Raw genomic sequence first — 13,912 nt, 5'->3', positions numbered from 1 at the left:
CACGGCACCGCTGCGGGGGTCGCGGGACCCTGGTCGGGGACCTACCGTGGATGCAACGAGAGGAGTCCGACATGGTCGAGCAGTCGCACGTGCCCTCCGCACCGGAGGGGACGCCTCCCGAGGCAGCGGGCGGCGGGGGACCGGGGTCCGCGGTGTCGGACGCCGCGGACGTGGCGCGACAGATCCTCGCCGAGCACCCCGAGTATGACGAGGTCCGGCTCCTCGAGGACGACGAGACCGTCCCTCCGCGCCCCGAGGAGGAGATCGCCGACCTCGCGCGTGAGCAGGCGGACCCAGCCGACCGGACTACAGCAGCGGGCGGAGCGGACGCAGCAGCACCTCGCTGATCTTCGCGACGAGGGACCGGGACTCCCACTCCGCGAGGGTCAGCTCGCGGCAGTTGGACAGGTCGACGTCGAAGACCATCTCCATCTGTGCCGCCACGTCGGGGTCGACGATCTCGAGGTTGATCTCGTAGTTCCCCGTGAGCGAGAGCCGGTCGATGTTGGCCGTGCCGATCGTCGTCCACTGCCCGTCGATCGTCGCGGTCTTCGCATGGACCATCGTGTTCTCGTACAGCCAGATCGTGACGCCGCCGCGCAGCAGCGTCTCGTACAGGTCGCGGGCCAGCCAGTCCGCCACCACGTGGTTGGAGCGCTCGGGCACCACCACCCGCACGTCGACCCCTCGCGCGGCCGCGGCGAGCAGCGCGTGGAGGATCTCGCGGTCCGGGATGAAGTACGCCTGCGTGATGTAGACGTGGCTGCTCGCCCGGTCGATCGCGTCGAGGTAGATCCCCCGGATCGGGAAGACGAGGTGCGCGGGGGCGTTGCGGGCAGCCTTCAGCCGCGGCTGCCAGTACTCCGACCCCGGGTCCTCCAGGGCGGGCTGGGCCGGGTCGCGGTTGGCGTTCCAGAAGTCGACGAACGCGTTGCGCAGCTCCCAGACCGACGGCCCCGTGAGCTTGACGTGCGTGTCGCGCCACTGCGTCGCGTACAGCTCGCCGATGTTGTACCCGCCCACGAAGCCGACCTCGTCGTCGACCACCAGCACCTTGCGGTGGTCTCGCCCGGACTTGCGGAGGTTCATCATCAGGATGCCGGGGCGGAACACGGGGAACCTGATCACGTGGATCGGCGCGGGGAAGTCCAGGAACGCCCGCGGAACGACGAGGTTCGCGAACCCGTCGTAGACGACGAAGACCTCCACGCCCCGATGCGTCGCCTCGATCAGGGCGTCCTTGAACTGCTGTCCCAGGGCGTCACCCTTCCAGATGTACGTCTCGAGCATGATGCACTCGCGCGCCCCGCGGATCGCCGCGAGCATCTCCTCGTACAGGTCCTCGCCGTAGGTGAAGACCGTCACGCTGCTCTGGTCGACGGTCGCCTCGGCCGGCTCGGGGTGGGGGAAGGTCACGTCCGTCGCCTGGCGCCGACGGCGCCGCACGGCATCGGTCGTGACGAGCACGGCGGCCACGGCCACCGGGGCGGCAGCAGCGACGACGGCGGTGCGGGCGAGGACGGTACGGGCGAGCTGGAGGAGCGAGTCCGAGGAAGGCACCACCTCACGGTAACGAACCACCACGAACCTGACTCACCGGGAGCGGGTGAGAAATGCTCACGGACGGCTGTGCGCGCCCGCGATCAGGGCTCGTTCGCGGTCAGTGAGAACGCAGCGCGTCGACCAGCTCGGCCTTGCGCATCGTCGATCGACCCTCGATGCCGAGCTCTGCCGCGCGGGCGCGCAACTGCGGGACCGTCCAGTCCTCGTATGCCGGGGCGGAGCCGCCGCGACGTCCGACCGACGAACGAGACGACGCCGCCGCGGCGTTCGCGATCCTCGCCGCCTTCTCCTTCGAGCTGCCCTCGTCCCGCAGCTTCTCGTAGAGCTCGTCGTCCTTCACGCTGGGGCCGGGTGTGCGTCGGGGCATGGTCTACCTCCACGTCGGTGTACCTGCGTCGTCGCTGGAGCAGGGGAGCAGGTCTACCCTCACGCGCCGAGCGCACGCTCGCACCACGAGCGCCGTGTCCCAGGTGTCAGACGGCGCCGGTCAGCCCGGGTCCCCGGGCAGCACCCGGGACAAGGGGTGGGCGGCGATCGCGGCGGCGAGCTCGCCGTCGATGCGGTCGAGGTACACGTCGGTCGTCGCGATCGAGGCGTGCCCGAGCAGCTCCGCGACGACCTTGACGTCCCATCCTTCGGCGACGAGCAGCGTCGCGGTCGTGTGGCGCAGGGCGTGAGGTGTCGTGGCGCGGCGGTACTCTGCGGGCATCCGGGCGACGCAGCGCGCGAGCAGGGAACGGATCGCCTGGGTGTCGACGCGTCGTCCTCGCCACGACAGCAGCAGGGCGCGCGCCGAGTCCGGGTCGTCGGGTCGGCGCGCGGCGAGCCGCGGACGGAGCTCGGTGAGGTACTCGTCGAGCGCCTCGACGAGCGGGGGCGAGAGGTTCACCCATCGCGAGGTGCCGCCCTTGCCGCGGATCCGCCAGCGCACGCTGCCCGGCTCCCGCACCAGGTCGTCCAGGTCCGCCCGGGCGACCTCCGACACCCGAGGCCCGAGGATGAGCAGGAGCGCGACGACCAGTCGGTCACGCGCCTGGAGACGCTGGTCGCTGCGCGCCTGCGTGCCTGACGGTGCCTGGGTCGTGGAGAGCAGGGACCGTGCCGCGGTCGCGGAGAGCGCCGTCCGGGCCACGCGCAGCCCGTCGCGGGAGCGCGCCGGGGGAGAGGCCCACTGCAACGGGTTCGCCTGCACCCACCCGTCACGGGTCGCGTGCGCGAAGAACCGGGACACGGACTGGCGGAACCTGTTCACGGTGGCCGTACGGCGTCCCGGCCCGTCCTGCTTGCGGGCGGGGTCGGTGTACCGACCGTCGGGAGTCGTCTGGTAGCGCAGGAGGATGTCGTCGATGTCGGGACCGGTGACGTCGTCCAGCACGGTCGACGGACCCGCGAGCCGCGCGAACTCTCGCAGGTCGCGGGTGTAGTTGCGCTCGGTCGCGGGGGAGAGGACACCGCGGACCGTCTCGCCCGCCACCGCGGACAGGTAGCGCTCGACCGCCTCGTCGACGCTGATGCGGTCGAGGCGCGGCGGCGCGACCACGTGACCTCCAGGAGACTCGTACAGAACCGGACATCCGGAGCATAGGAGTCGCCACCCACAGCCTGCCATGAGCGCGGACGCGCCACACGACTGTGTTGTGGCATACACAATGGTTTGGTCTATATGTCCGAATCAGCATACCGCAGTGAGTCCGCCGAGGCGATCGGGCGTGACCGCTTGCCCGGCCGGGATGGCGACGTCGCCGGCCTGGCGCGGGAAACGACCTCAGCTGCGGTCCGCGGGGGATCGCCGGAGCAGGAGCCCGGGTGTGGCGGCGCGGCCGGGCCGGGCCCGGTCGTGCACGGCATTCTCGCGTGCGGCACGTCGCGCCAGGAGCCACGGGGACGCCAGGGCCAGTGCGACGAGCGCGACGAGCGTCGCGACGAGCAGGACGGCGGCGGTCACCGCGACGGCGACGAGCGAACCGGCCGCGACGAGAGCGACCGAGATCGTGCCGGCGGCGCGTCGCGCCATGCTGGTCGCCGGCGGACGGGTGCGCGCCGTGAGCGACGTCGTCGTCGGTGCCGGGGCGCTGTCGTCGTGAGCCACACCAGGAGGGAGGCGGAGCGGTGCACGGTGATGCGACGGAGATGCGCGAGGGGTGGTGGGAGACTGCTACCAGCAGGGTTCAGGGAGGGCACTTCTGGTGCGTAATGACATAATGTACATTATCGGTGCGCTAAGAACGGGTTGTTCGGGCTGCGATAGTCGGCTCGCCATCCTTGCCGCGCCGCAGTGAGGCACGGAGGTGCGAAGATGCTGCTGTGTCGAAACGTCAGGGCGTGTGGATCGCGCTCGTGATGGTCGCGGTAGTTGCCGCCACCGCTACCTACCTGCTGCTCCCTCCACGGCAGACAGGTGACGTCGCCGTCCCTCCACGCGATGCCAGCCCGGAGCAGGTCGTCTCGGCGTACCTCGACGCCCTGAACGGGCACGACTGCGACACGGCCGAGGCGCTGATGACCACCACCGCTGCCGACCATGCGCGGTCGTGGTGTCACGACGTGGCGAGTCTGGAGGGCGTCGACGTCCAGGGCCACGTCACGGAGCGTCCCGAGTGGTCCGGCCACGTGGCGCCTGACGAGGTTGTCCGTGTCGCGGTCACCTTCGACCTGAGCTGGCGTCTCCTTCGCAACGACGGTTCGATGAATGAGGGGCCCACCACGTGGGGATACCTCTTGGCGCGCGACTCGGCCAGCTCTCCGTGGCGGATCTTTGATCAAGGCGTGGGGTGACGAGCCGATCGGCGGCCTGGAAGTGCGCTCGTGCCGGGGCGCGGCACTCCCCCGACGTGTGACGACTCCGGAGACTGTGTCCGGTTCTGTCCGGTTCACAGCGGGAGATCGAATCGACTGACAGGTCAACCAGGGGGCGGGCGACTGCACGAACAGGCCGTTGCTCGCGATGACGTTCTCATCGCGAGAACGACTCGGATCCACTCCGGTCGCATCAGGGCAGGTCGCACTCCTCATCAGAGAGGTACCGCGCCGTCCCGTCGCTCAGCAACCGGGACAGCCTCCGCGTGCACGTAGTCGGCGAGGTGCTCTCCGGTCAGTGTGCTGCGGGCGGCGACGAGGTCGGCCGGTGGTCCTTCGAAGACGACACGACCGCCGTCGTGCCCGGCGCCCGGCCCGAGGTCGATGATCCAGTCGGCGTGCGCCATGACCGCCTGGTGGTGCTCGATGACGATGACCGACTTGCCGGAGTCGACGAGGCGGTCGAGCAGCCCGAGCAGCTGCTCGACGTCCGCGAGGTGCAGGCCCGTGGTGGGCTCGTCGAGGATGTAGACACCGCCCTTCTCCCCCAGGTGCGTGGCGAGCTTGAGGCGCTGGCGCTCGCCGCCGGAGAGCGTGGTGAGCGGCTGGCCGATCGTGAGGTAGCCGAGCCCGACGTCGACGAGGCGGTCGAGGATGGTGTGGGCCGCGGGCGTGCGGGCCTCGCCGGACGCGAAGAACTCCTCGGCCTCGGCCACCGACATGGTGAGCACCTCGTCGATGTTCTTGCCGCCGAGCTCGTACTCGAGGACCGCGGCCTGGAACCGCTTGCCGCGGCACTCCTCGCAGACGGTCGAGACGGTGTCCATGAAGCCCAGCTCGGTGAAGATGACGCCGGCGCCCTTGCACGCCGGGCACGCGCCTTCGGAGTTCGCGCTGAACAGGGCCGGCTTGACGCCGTTGGCCTTGGCGAACGCCTTGCGGATCGGCTCGAGCAGGCCCGTGTAGGTCGCGGGGTTGCTGCGGCGTGAGCCGCGGATCGCGGTCTGGTCGATGGACACCACGCCGTCCCGCCGGCCCAGCGAGCCGTGGATGAGCGAGCTCTTGCCCGAGCCGGCCACTCCCGTGACGACGACGAGCACACCGAGGGGGACGTCGACGTCGACGTCCTGCAGGTTGTGGGTGTCGGCGCCGCGGATCTCGATCGTGCCGGTGGGGGTGCGGACCGTGTCCTTGAGGGTGGCGCGGTCGTCGAGGTGCCGACCGGTCAGGGTGCCGCTCCCCCGCAGCTCGGCGATGGTGCCCTCGAAGCAGATCGTCCCGCCCGCGCTGCCGGCGCCGGGCCCGATGTCGACGACGTGGTCGGCGATGGTGATCGTCTCCGGCTTGTGCTCGACGACGAGGACGGTGTTGCCCTTGTCGCGCAGCTGGAGGAGCAGGTCGTTCATCTGGCGGATGTCGTGCGGGTGCAGCCCGATGGTGGGCTCGTCGAAGACGTAGGTGACGTCGGTGAGCGCGGAGCCGAGGTGCCGGATCAGCTTGGTGCGCTGCGCCTCTCCCCCGGACAGCGTGCCCGACGGGCGGTCGAGCGAGAGGTACCCGAGGCCGATCTCCACGAAGGAGTCGAGCGTCGAGCGCAGCGCGGCGAGCAGGGGCGCGACGGTGTCGTCGTCGAGGCCGCCGACCCACTGCGCGAGGTCGCTGATCTGCAGGGCGCACGCGTCGGCGATGCTCACGCCGCCGATCGTCGACGTCCGGGCGTGCTCGGCGAGCCGGGTGCCGTCGCACTCGGGGCAGGTCGTGAACGTCACCGCCCGCTCCACGAAGGCGCGGATGTGCGACTGCATGGACTCCTTGTCCTTGGACAGCATCGACTTCTGGATCTTGGGGACGAGACCCTCGTAGGTCATGTTCGCGCCGCCGACCGGGACCTTGACCGGCTCCTTGTAGAGGAAGTCGTGCAGCTCGCGCTTCGTGTAGTCGCGGATGGGCTTGTCGGGGTCGAGGAAGCCCGACTCGCTGTAGATCTTCACGTACCAGCCCTCGGCGGTGTACCCGGGGACGGTGATCGCGCCGCCCGTGAGCGACTTCGAGTCGTCGAAGAGCTGGGTGAGGTCGATGTCGGTCACCCGGCCGGTGCCCTCGCACCGCGGGCACATGCCCCCGAGCTGGGTGAACGTCGTCTTCTCGGCCTTGCGGTTGCCGCGCTCGATCGTGATCGCGCCGGACGCCTTGATCGAGGGCATGTTGAAGGAGAACGCGTTCGGCGAGCCGATGTGCGGCTGCCCGAGCCGGCTGAACAGCATGCGCAGCAGGGTGTTGACGTCGGTCACGGTGCCGAGGGTCGAGCGCGGGTTGGCGCCCAGGCGTTCCTGGTCGACGATGATCGCCGTCGTCAGGCCCTCCAGCAGGTCGACGTCGGGCCGCGGCAACGACGGCATGAAGCCCTGCAGGAACGCGCTGTACGTCTCGTTGATCATGCGCTGCGACTCCGCGGCGATGGTCGCGAACACGAGCGAGCTCTTGCCCGAGCCGGAGACGCCGGTGAAGACCGTCAGGCGACGCTTCGGGATCTCGAGGCTGACGTCCTTGAGGTTGTTCTCGCGCGCCCCCTGCACCCGGATCAGGTCGTGGCTGTCGGCGCGGTGCGTCGTCGCCGATCGCGGGTCGGTCGTCGTGTCCAGGCTCATGTGGTCTCCGTCTGTCGGGTGTGTCGTCGGTCGGCGACCGACGTGCTCGGGCGGTCGGGGAGGTGGCCCGGTGAGGCCGGGGCGGCACACGCGATCATCCGCTGACGAGCCGCACGAGCGGGTACTCCCGATCGGACTTCGCCTGGTACCTGGCGATGCGGGGCTGGGCGGCCACGACCCGGCGCCAGGCCTGCTCGCGCGCGTCACCGCTGAGCAGCTGTGCGCCGACCGGCACGGGTTCCGCGCCGGGGAGCTCGATCGCCGCGCCGTCGGAGGCGGCCATGAGGTTGAGGTACCAGTCCGGGTGGAGTGCGCCCCCGCCCGACGCGACGACCAACCGGTCCCCCGCGCCGTCGTCGAACCAGGCGAGGGGGGTGAGGCGGGGTGCACCGCTGCGTCTGCCCACGGTGTGCAGGATCAGCACGTCCATCCCCATGAAGGTCCCGCGGCCACGCCGGATCTTGGCGACGAGCCGGGAGTTCGCCCGCTGCTGCATCCAGCGGGAGAACCTGCCCGGCGTGCCGGGTCGGCGGCCGTCGCGGCGGCGGGAGTGCTCGATCGTCGTCACGGCGCCTCACCGCTCCTGGATGCGGACGGTGTTGCCCGCGGGGTCGCGGAACGCGCAGTCGCGCACGCCGTAGTCCTGGACGACGGGCTCCTGCATGACCTCGGCCCCGCTGGCCTGCAGCCGGTCGAACGTGCCGTCGAGGTCGTCGGTCGCCAGGATGATGGCGGCGTAGGTGCCCTTGGCCATCATCTCGGTGATGGTGCGGCGCTCGTCGTCGGTGATGCCGGGGTCGACGGCCGGCGGGTGGAGCACGACGGAGGTGCCGGGCTGGCCGGCCGGGCCGACGGTGAGCCAGCGCATGCCGCCGTACCCGACGTCGGCCCGGAGCTCGAAGCCGATGACGTCGCGGTAGAACGCCAGCGCGGCGTCGGGGTCGTCGTGCGGGAGGAACGTCTGGTGAATGGTGATGTCCATGGCTCTCACGCTAGGGGCGGCCCGACGCCTGCGCTTCTCGATTCCTGATCGGTCGTGTGACCTGCTTCGTCACGCACGGCGGGATCCCGGCGGCGTCGTCGGCGGCCTCGCGGCGGTAGACGCTGGGCGGGACACCGACGAGCTCGGTGAAGCGGGTGCTGAAGGTGCCCAGGGACGAGCACCCGACCGTGAAGCACACGTCGGTGACGCTGAGGTCGCCGCGGCGCAGCAGCGTCATCGCCCGTTCGATGCGGCGGGTCATGAGGTAGGAGTACGGCGACTCGCCGTACGCGAGCCGGAACTGGCGGCTGAGATGGCCCGCCGACATGTTGACCCCGCGCGCCAGCGCCTCGACGTCGAGCGGCTGCGCGTACTCACGGTCCATCCGGTCGCGGACGCGCCGCAGCAGCGCGAGGTCGCGCAGGTGCTGCGTCGTGGCAGGACTGCTGGTCACGTTCGTGATCGTGCCACGTCCCACCCACCTTGCCCAGGGCAGGGCCGGGCCGGGCCGGGGCGCATGCCCGGGCCTCACTCCCCCGCGCGCCGGCGGCGGCCGGCCCGCGCGGCGAAGTCGTCGAGCGCTCGCAGCACCTGGGGCGCCTGCCAGGTGCGGTTGCGACGGCGAGCGCCGTCGGTGGGCGCGAGGGCGCCGAGGTCGACGAGCTGGTCGACCGCGGTCTGCGCCGCGGTGAGGCTGACATCGAGGCGTTGCGCGACGTACCGGACGTTGACGACGGGCTGGCCGAGCACGACGTCGAGAGCACCCCATGCGGCGGCGCCCCGGCGGGCGGGCAGGGCGTCGCGCCATCCGACCCGGATGGTCTCGAGCTCGCCGACGAGGCGGCGCCCGTGGCCGACGGCGGCCAGGACGGCGTCGTTGACGCGATCGACGATGGGGGCGGGGTCCCCGGCGCGGTAGGCCGTCAGCGCGTCGAAGTAGCGGTCGACGTCGGAGAGCAGCCCGGCGGAGACGGGCACGGTGAGGCGGCGGGTGAGGCGTGCGTGGCGGAGCATGGCGTGCACGAGCGCGCGGCCGGTGCGGCCGTTGCCGTCGGTGAACGGGTGGATCGTCTCGAACTGGGCGTGCAGGACCGCGGCGTGGGCGAGGACGGGCAGGTCGGTGCGCCGGGCGAAGGTGACGAGGTCGTCGATCGCGGCCGGTACGCGGGTGTGATGGACCGCGACGAAGTCGGCGAGGTGGGGTCCGGCCGACGTGCCCCCGATCCATACCTGCTCGGTGCGCCACCGCCCGGCCTGCGGGTCCCGCTCCCCCATCAGTGCGCGGTGGACGGTGAGGATCGTGGTGTCGTCGATGCGGTCGGCGAGCTCGACGGCGGCCTGCATGGCGTGGACGTTGCCGGCGACGGTGGTGGCGTTGCGGGTGGCGTGCTCACCGAGCTCGGCGAGGGCGAGCTGGCGTGCACCGACCGTGAGGTGCTCGATCTGCGAGGACGCCGCAGACTCGCTGCGCAGCAGGACGCTGGGCAGCGGGGCGATCTCGGCGGTGCCGAGGGTGGCGTCGGTCTCGGCGTCGAACCGGGCGATCTCGGTGGCGGCGTCCTCGCACTCGGCGACGAGCGCGGCCGGGAGCGCCAGGTCGCGGTCCGCGATCGGTGCCGTGACGGCGGCGCGGTACGGTCCGTGGTGCGTCGAGCGCTGGCGGCGGGACACCGGGGCGTCGGCGTACAGGTGCCAGGGGTGCTCTTCCCAGGTGACCGCCGGCCATGCTGGGGGTGTTGCGGGGTGGACGGGGTCGGTCGTCATGGGTGCCTCTCCCCTGGTGTCGTCGAGCGCCGCATCTCTCGGGCCCTTGTCCAAGGATAGCGGCATATCATTGGACAAGGAACGGGTGGCGTCGTCGCGACGACGCCACCCGCGATCCGTAGAGTGCGGACCATGACCGACAGGGCCAGGACGAGCGCCGGTGACAGGGCAGGGGCCGGCCCGCTCCGGACGCTCCCACGTCGCTTCGCGCAGGCAGCGCTCGTGCTGGTCGTGGCGGGAGCGGTCCCCGCGGCAGCAGGCCTCGTCCTGGCCGGCGAGTCCGGCGCACGCGTCGCCGGGTCGGGCGCGCTCTTCGGCCTCCTCCTGGCGATCCGCGCCGGGTGGCGCCTCGCCGCCCGCCTGCTGCCCGTGCTCGTGGTCTTCAGCGTGGTCGCCGCCGCGACCAGCGGCGCACCTGCCTGGATCGCCGTCCTCGCCCTCCTCGGCGCGGGCACCGGCGTCGCAGCCCGCTACGGCCTGTCGAGCCCGATCGCCCTCGTCGGCGCCGCAGCCGCGTCCGCCCCACCCCTCGCGCTCGGTGACGGGTGGGCCGAACGCGCCGTGTGGGTCGCCGTCGCCGCCCTCTACGCGGTGGCCGTCGCCCGCCTCCTGCACGTCCCGCCCGCCGTCCGCGCTACGCGCGTCACCGCACGGACCGCAGGCGCCGCCGCGATCGTACTGGGAGCCGTCGTGGCGCTCGCGGCGACCCTCGCCGTCGACTCCGGGTCCCGGCTCGCCTACTGGCTGCCCGCCACCGTGTTCCTCCTCGCGATCCCGGTCCCCGGCCTGCGGTGGACGCGGGCCGCACGTTCCCGGGTGCTCGGCACCGCCGTGGGCGTCGCGGCCGGCGCCCTCGTCACCTGGCTCGAGCCGCCGGGCGCCGTGCGGACCGTCGTTGTCGTGCTGACCGCGACCGCGATCCTCGCCCTGCCCCGACCCACGTGGCTCAACGCCGCGCTGCTCACCGTGACGCTGATGCTCGTGCTCGACCCCACCGGCAGCGGCGTCGCCGTCGGCGAGGAACGCCTCGAGGCCACCGTCGTGGCGGCAGCGCTGTTCGTCGCCGGTGCCACCCTGCTGGGCTGGGTCGTGCGCCGCGCCGCTCCACCGGTCGACGGGCAGGTCCTCGCGGGAGGCGCAGCGCTGCTCGGCGAGCAGGCGGACGAGACGTCCGACGTCGGCCGACCCCGCGGGACCTGAAGGCTCACCCGGACGTGAGCACCCGCTCCTTCGCGAGCGCGAACTCCCGGGCCGACAGGTACCCGCGCTCGTGCAGCGCCACCAACCGCTCCAGGCTCGTGACGACGTCGGCACTCTCGGCCGCCGCGGCCGTCTCCCGGGCACCACCCGCCCGACGCACCCGCCACACCGCACGAGCGAAGACACCCGGACGCTGCTCGGACCCCGCCGCGCCCGGACTCAGCCGCGGGACACGTCGCGACGGCACCCGCTGGTCGACCAGACGCACCGACGAACCGGGCACCGCTGACAGGGCGCGGACCAGGCGCAGGAAACGCTCCGCGGACGCCGGGAGCACCACGACCTCGACCACACCGGCGCTCGCGGACCGCACGGCCGGACCCGACGTTGCTGGTCCGGAGGCTGCCGGACCGGGCGGTGCCGGACGTGACCGGTCGCGGCCCAACCGGACGCGGACTCCCGTGCTCGGGTCCGGGCGGACCGTCACCTCGAGGCGGGAGCCGGGCAGGGCGATCTGCTGGTCTGCGGCGAGGACGTGGAACGCCTGCCCGTCCCAGACGAGGCGGCCGCCGGCGGTGTGGAACATCGCGGGGTACCGGGGGTGGGGTGCGAGCCGCGCGACGGTGCCCGGCGCGTCGTCCGCCCGGTGCACGACGCCCGCGCTGCGGCGGGCCGGCGGGGCGGGCGTGGCGGTCCGGTCCATGTGCGCTCCCCTGGTGCGGCCCGGTGCAACCCGGGTGCGGGTGTGGCGGACCGGCGTCGGTCCGTCGTCCTCGATCCTCGCGGACGACGGCCCCCTCGGCAAGGCCGAGGGGGCCGACAGCGGAACGGGTCGAGAACGACGCGGGGACGGTGCTGCGACGAGGCAGCAACCGGCGTCAGCTGCCGAGCATCTGCTCGAAGCTCGGTGCCGTGGCGAAGGGGTCGACCGGTCCGGTGTTCTTGTGCAGGGCGACCTTCTCCGCGAGCTCGCGCCCGGCGCGGGCGGTGCGCTCGTGCAGCGAGCCGCCGCCGGTGTTCGCGCCGTCCCGCTCCTGCGCCCAGTCCTCGGTGGCGGCGAACACGGAGGTCGTGGCCACGTCGGCGCGCAGGTAGGTGAACAGGGGACGCATGGAGTACTCGAGCGCCAGGGAGTGCCGGGGGGTCCCCCCGGTGGCGCCGAGCAGCACCGGGGTCGCGACCAGGGAGTCCTTGTCGAGGATGTCGACGAACGACTTGAACAGCCCGGAGTAGGTCGTGGTGAACACCGGTGTCGTCACGATGATGCCGTCCGCGGTCGTCACACGCTCGATGACTGCCTCGAGCGCGTCCGACCCGAAGCCGGTGAGCATCGCGTTGACGATGTCGTGGGCGTGCTCGCGCAGCTCGATCGTCTCGGTGGTGGCGGTCAGGCCGAGCGCACCCAGCTCGGCGACGGTCGCCTTGCCGAGGCGGTCGGCGAGCAGGGTGGTCGACGACGGCGTGGACAGCCCTGCGGAGAGGGCGACGATGCGGCGGTCGGTGGTGGTCATGGTGCTCACTTCCCGGTCGTGACGGAGGCTGCGGGCTGTGCGGTGCCGGACTGTGCCGTGCCTGACGTCGCGGCGGCGACGCGCTCGGCGTGGCTGGGCGGGCCGGAGGGCACGTGCGCGGGGCGGGCGGCCTCGGCCTCGCGGCGCAGCACGGGCACGACCTCTCCGGCGAGGAGGTCGATCTGCTCGAGGACGGTCTTGAGCGGCAGCCCGGCGTGGTCGATGAGGAAGAGCTGACGCTGGTAGTCCCCGACGTGCTCGCGCATGGCGCCGTAGCGGTCGATGACCTCCTGCGGGCTGCCGACGGTCAGCGGCGTCTGGGCGGTGAAGTCCTCCATGCTCGGACCGTGCCCGTACACCGGGGCCTCGTCGAAGTAGGGCCGGAACTCGGTGACGGCGTCCTGGGAGTTCTTGCGCATGAAGACCTGCCCGCCGAGACCGACGATCGCCTGGTCTGCGCGGCCGTGGCCGTAGTGCTCGAAGCGCTGGCGGTAGTGCTGGACCATCTGCCGCGTGTGGCTGATGGGCCAGAAGATGTTGTTGTGGAAGAACCCGTCGCCGTAGTACGCGGCCTGCTCGGCGATCTCCGGGCTGCGGATCGACCCGTGCCACACGAACGGCGGCACGCCGTCGAGCGGGCGGGGTGTCGACGTGAAGCCCTGCAGCGGGGTGCGGAAGTTACCTTCCCAGTTCACGACGTCCTCGGTCCACAGGCGCCGCAGCAGCGCGTAGTTCTCGACCGCGAGCGGGATGCCCTGGCGGATGTCCTGACCGAACCACGGGTAGACCGGCCCGGTGTTGCCGCGGCCCATCATGAGGTCCATGCGACCGTCGGAGATGACCTGGAGCATGGCGTACTCCTCGGCGAGGCGCACCGGGTCGTTGGTGGTGATGAGGGTCGTCGACGTCGACAGGACGATGTCCTTCGTGACGCCCGCGAGGTAGCCGAGCATGGTGGTCGGTGACGAGGGCACGAACGGCGGGTTGTGGTGCTCGCCCGTGGCGAAGACGTCCAGACCGGCCTCGTCCGCGTGCCGCGCGATGGTCAGCATCGACCGGACCCGCTCGGTGTCGTCGGGGGTGCGGCCCGTCGTCGGGTCGGTGGTGACGTCGCCGACGGAGAAGATTCCGAACTGCATGGGGTGCTCCAGGTCTCTCGAGACGATCCAGCGTGCGTGCTGCGGTCGATGCGTTTGTATGTACATGCGGCTCAACCACGGACCCCCGCTGGTTGTTCCCGCAGCGCGCAGCTCGTCGGGGCGAGTGACGTCGCGCACACCTGGCCCGGTCAGGGGCTCGTTCCCGGGGTGAGAAGTTGCGCGGGGCATCAAAACCCGGAAGCCTGAGTGCAGGCCACCGACGGCTGGACCGGCGCAGGACGTCCACGATCGCTCCCCCATGACGTTCACCGGACCTTCACGCCGCACTGGAACACTCGATCAGGTGAC

15 protein-coding genes are annotated in these 13,912 nt (G+C 71.8%); 3 read left to right on the top strand and 12 right to left on the bottom strand.

Translation table 11 applies throughout. The features are described from left to right. Nucleotides 1-71 precede the first annotated feature (71 nt). On the top strand, nt 72-347 hold the full coding sequence (locus tag OHL10_RS05835) for a hypothetical protein (RefSeq protein ID WP_265521238.1): 276 nt from the start codon (nt 72-74) through the stop codon (nt 345-347). Here OHL10_RS05835 and OHL10_RS05830 read toward each other — a convergent pair. From OHL10_RS05830 to OHL10_RS05815, 4 genes are all read right to left on the bottom strand, one after another. Then, nucleotides 307-1,560: a phospholipase D-like domain-containing protein gene (locus tag OHL10_RS05830; protein WP_265521237.1), complete on the bottom strand. Its 1,254-nt coding sequence runs from the start codon at nt 1,558-1,560 to the stop codon at nt 307-309. The genes OHL10_RS05835 and OHL10_RS05830 overlap by 41 nt on opposite strands. A gap of 100 nt (nt 1,561-1,660) precedes the next feature. After that, nucleotides 1,661-1,930 (bottom strand): DUF7218 family protein, encoded by a 270-nt coding sequence (locus OHL10_RS05825; RefSeq protein ID WP_265521236.1) that lies wholly within the window; start codon nt 1,928-1,930, stop codon nt 1,661-1,663. A 120-nt stretch (nt 1,931-2,050) separates the two neighbouring features. Beyond that, nucleotides 2,051-3,103: a tyrosine-type recombinase/integrase gene (locus OHL10_RS05820; RefSeq protein WP_265521235.1), complete on the bottom strand. Its 1,053-nt coding sequence runs from the start codon at nt 3,101-3,103 to the stop codon at nt 2,051-2,053. Between the two features lie 225 nt (nt 3,104-3,328). Then, a complete protein-coding gene (locus OHL10_RS05815) occupies nt 3,329-3,652 on the bottom strand; it encodes a hypothetical protein (protein ID WP_265521234.1) in 324 nt (107 codons plus the stop codon). Between the two features lie 215 nt (nt 3,653-3,867). Here OHL10_RS05815 and OHL10_RS05810 point away from each other — a divergent pair, with 215 nt between their 5' ends. Beyond that, the gene (locus OHL10_RS05810) at nt 3,868-4,338 is read left to right on the top strand and encodes a DUF4829 domain-containing protein (RefSeq protein ID WP_265521233.1); all 471 of its coding nucleotides are present in this window, start codon (nt 3,868-3,870) and stop codon (nt 4,336-4,338) included. Between the two features lie 236 nt (nt 4,339-4,574). Here OHL10_RS05810 and OHL10_RS05805 read toward each other — a convergent pair whose 3' ends face one another. The 5 genes from OHL10_RS05805 to OHL10_RS05785 all read right to left on the bottom strand — a co-directional run bounded on the left by OHL10_RS05805 (nt 4,575) and on the right by OHL10_RS05785 (nt 9,753). Beyond that, nucleotides 4,575-7,007 (bottom strand): ATP-binding cassette domain-containing protein, encoded by a 2,433-nt coding sequence (locus OHL10_RS05805; protein WP_265521232.1) that lies wholly within the window; start codon nt 7,005-7,007, stop codon nt 4,575-4,577. A 94-nt stretch (nt 7,008-7,101) separates the two neighbouring features. After that, the gene (locus OHL10_RS05800) at nt 7,102-7,575 is read right to left on the bottom strand and encodes a nitroreductase family deazaflavin-dependent oxidoreductase (protein ID WP_265521231.1); all 474 of its coding nucleotides are present in this window, start codon (nt 7,573-7,575) and stop codon (nt 7,102-7,104) included. 6 nt (nt 7,576-7,581) lie between these two features. Further along, entirely contained in the window at nt 7,582-7,989 is a 408-nt protein-coding gene (locus tag OHL10_RS05795) for a VOC family protein (protein ID WP_265521230.1), read from the bottom strand. Nucleotides 7,990-7,999: 10 nt separating this feature from the next. Beyond that, complete coding sequence (locus OHL10_RS05790) at nt 8,000-8,443, bottom strand: helix-turn-helix transcriptional regulator (RefSeq protein ID WP_265521229.1); 444 nt, start codon at nt 8,441-8,443, stop codon at nt 8,000-8,002. Nucleotides 8,444-8,517: 74 nt separating this feature from the next. Continuing rightward, a complete protein-coding gene (locus OHL10_RS05785; RefSeq protein ID WP_265521228.1) occupies nt 8,518-9,753 on the bottom strand; it encodes a Fic family protein in 1,236 nt (411 codons plus the stop codon). A gap of 132 nt (nt 9,754-9,885) precedes the next feature. On the opposite strand from OHL10_RS05785, the gene OHL10_RS05780 reads away from it, so the two are divergent. Next, the gene (locus OHL10_RS05780) at nt 9,886-10,953 is read left to right on the top strand and encodes an FUSC family protein (protein ID WP_265521227.1); all 1,068 of its coding nucleotides are present in this window, start codon (nt 9,886-9,888) and stop codon (nt 10,951-10,953) included. A 4-nt stretch (nt 10,954-10,957) separates the two neighbouring features. On the opposite strand, the gene OHL10_RS05775 is transcribed toward OHL10_RS05780, so the two are convergent. From OHL10_RS05775 to OHL10_RS05765, 3 genes are all read right to left on the bottom strand, one after another. Next, the gene (locus OHL10_RS05775) at nt 10,958-11,656 is read right to left on the bottom strand and encodes a hypothetical protein (protein ID WP_265521226.1); all 699 of its coding nucleotides are present in this window, start codon (nt 11,654-11,656) and stop codon (nt 10,958-10,960) included. Between the two features lie 175 nt (nt 11,657-11,831). Then, on the bottom strand, nt 11,832-12,464 hold the full coding sequence (locus tag OHL10_RS05770) for an FMN reductase (RefSeq protein WP_265521225.1): 633 nt from the start codon (nt 12,462-12,464) through the stop codon (nt 11,832-11,834). A gap of 5 nt (nt 12,465-12,469) precedes the next feature. Then, nucleotides 12,470-13,603, bottom strand: a complete 1,134-nt coding sequence (locus OHL10_RS05765) for an LLM class flavin-dependent oxidoreductase (RefSeq protein ID WP_265521224.1) — start codon at nt 13,601-13,603, stop codon at nt 12,470-12,472. Nucleotides 13,604-13,912 lie beyond the last annotated feature (309 nt).

The organism is Oerskovia flava, from assembly GCF_026163685.1.
GTDB lineage: Bacteria > Actinomycetota > Actinomycetes > Actinomycetales > Cellulomonadaceae > Oerskovia_A > Oerskovia_A flava.
Note: the sequence above shows the minus strand (reverse complement) of the source record. Positions and strands in the feature narration are given on the sequence as shown.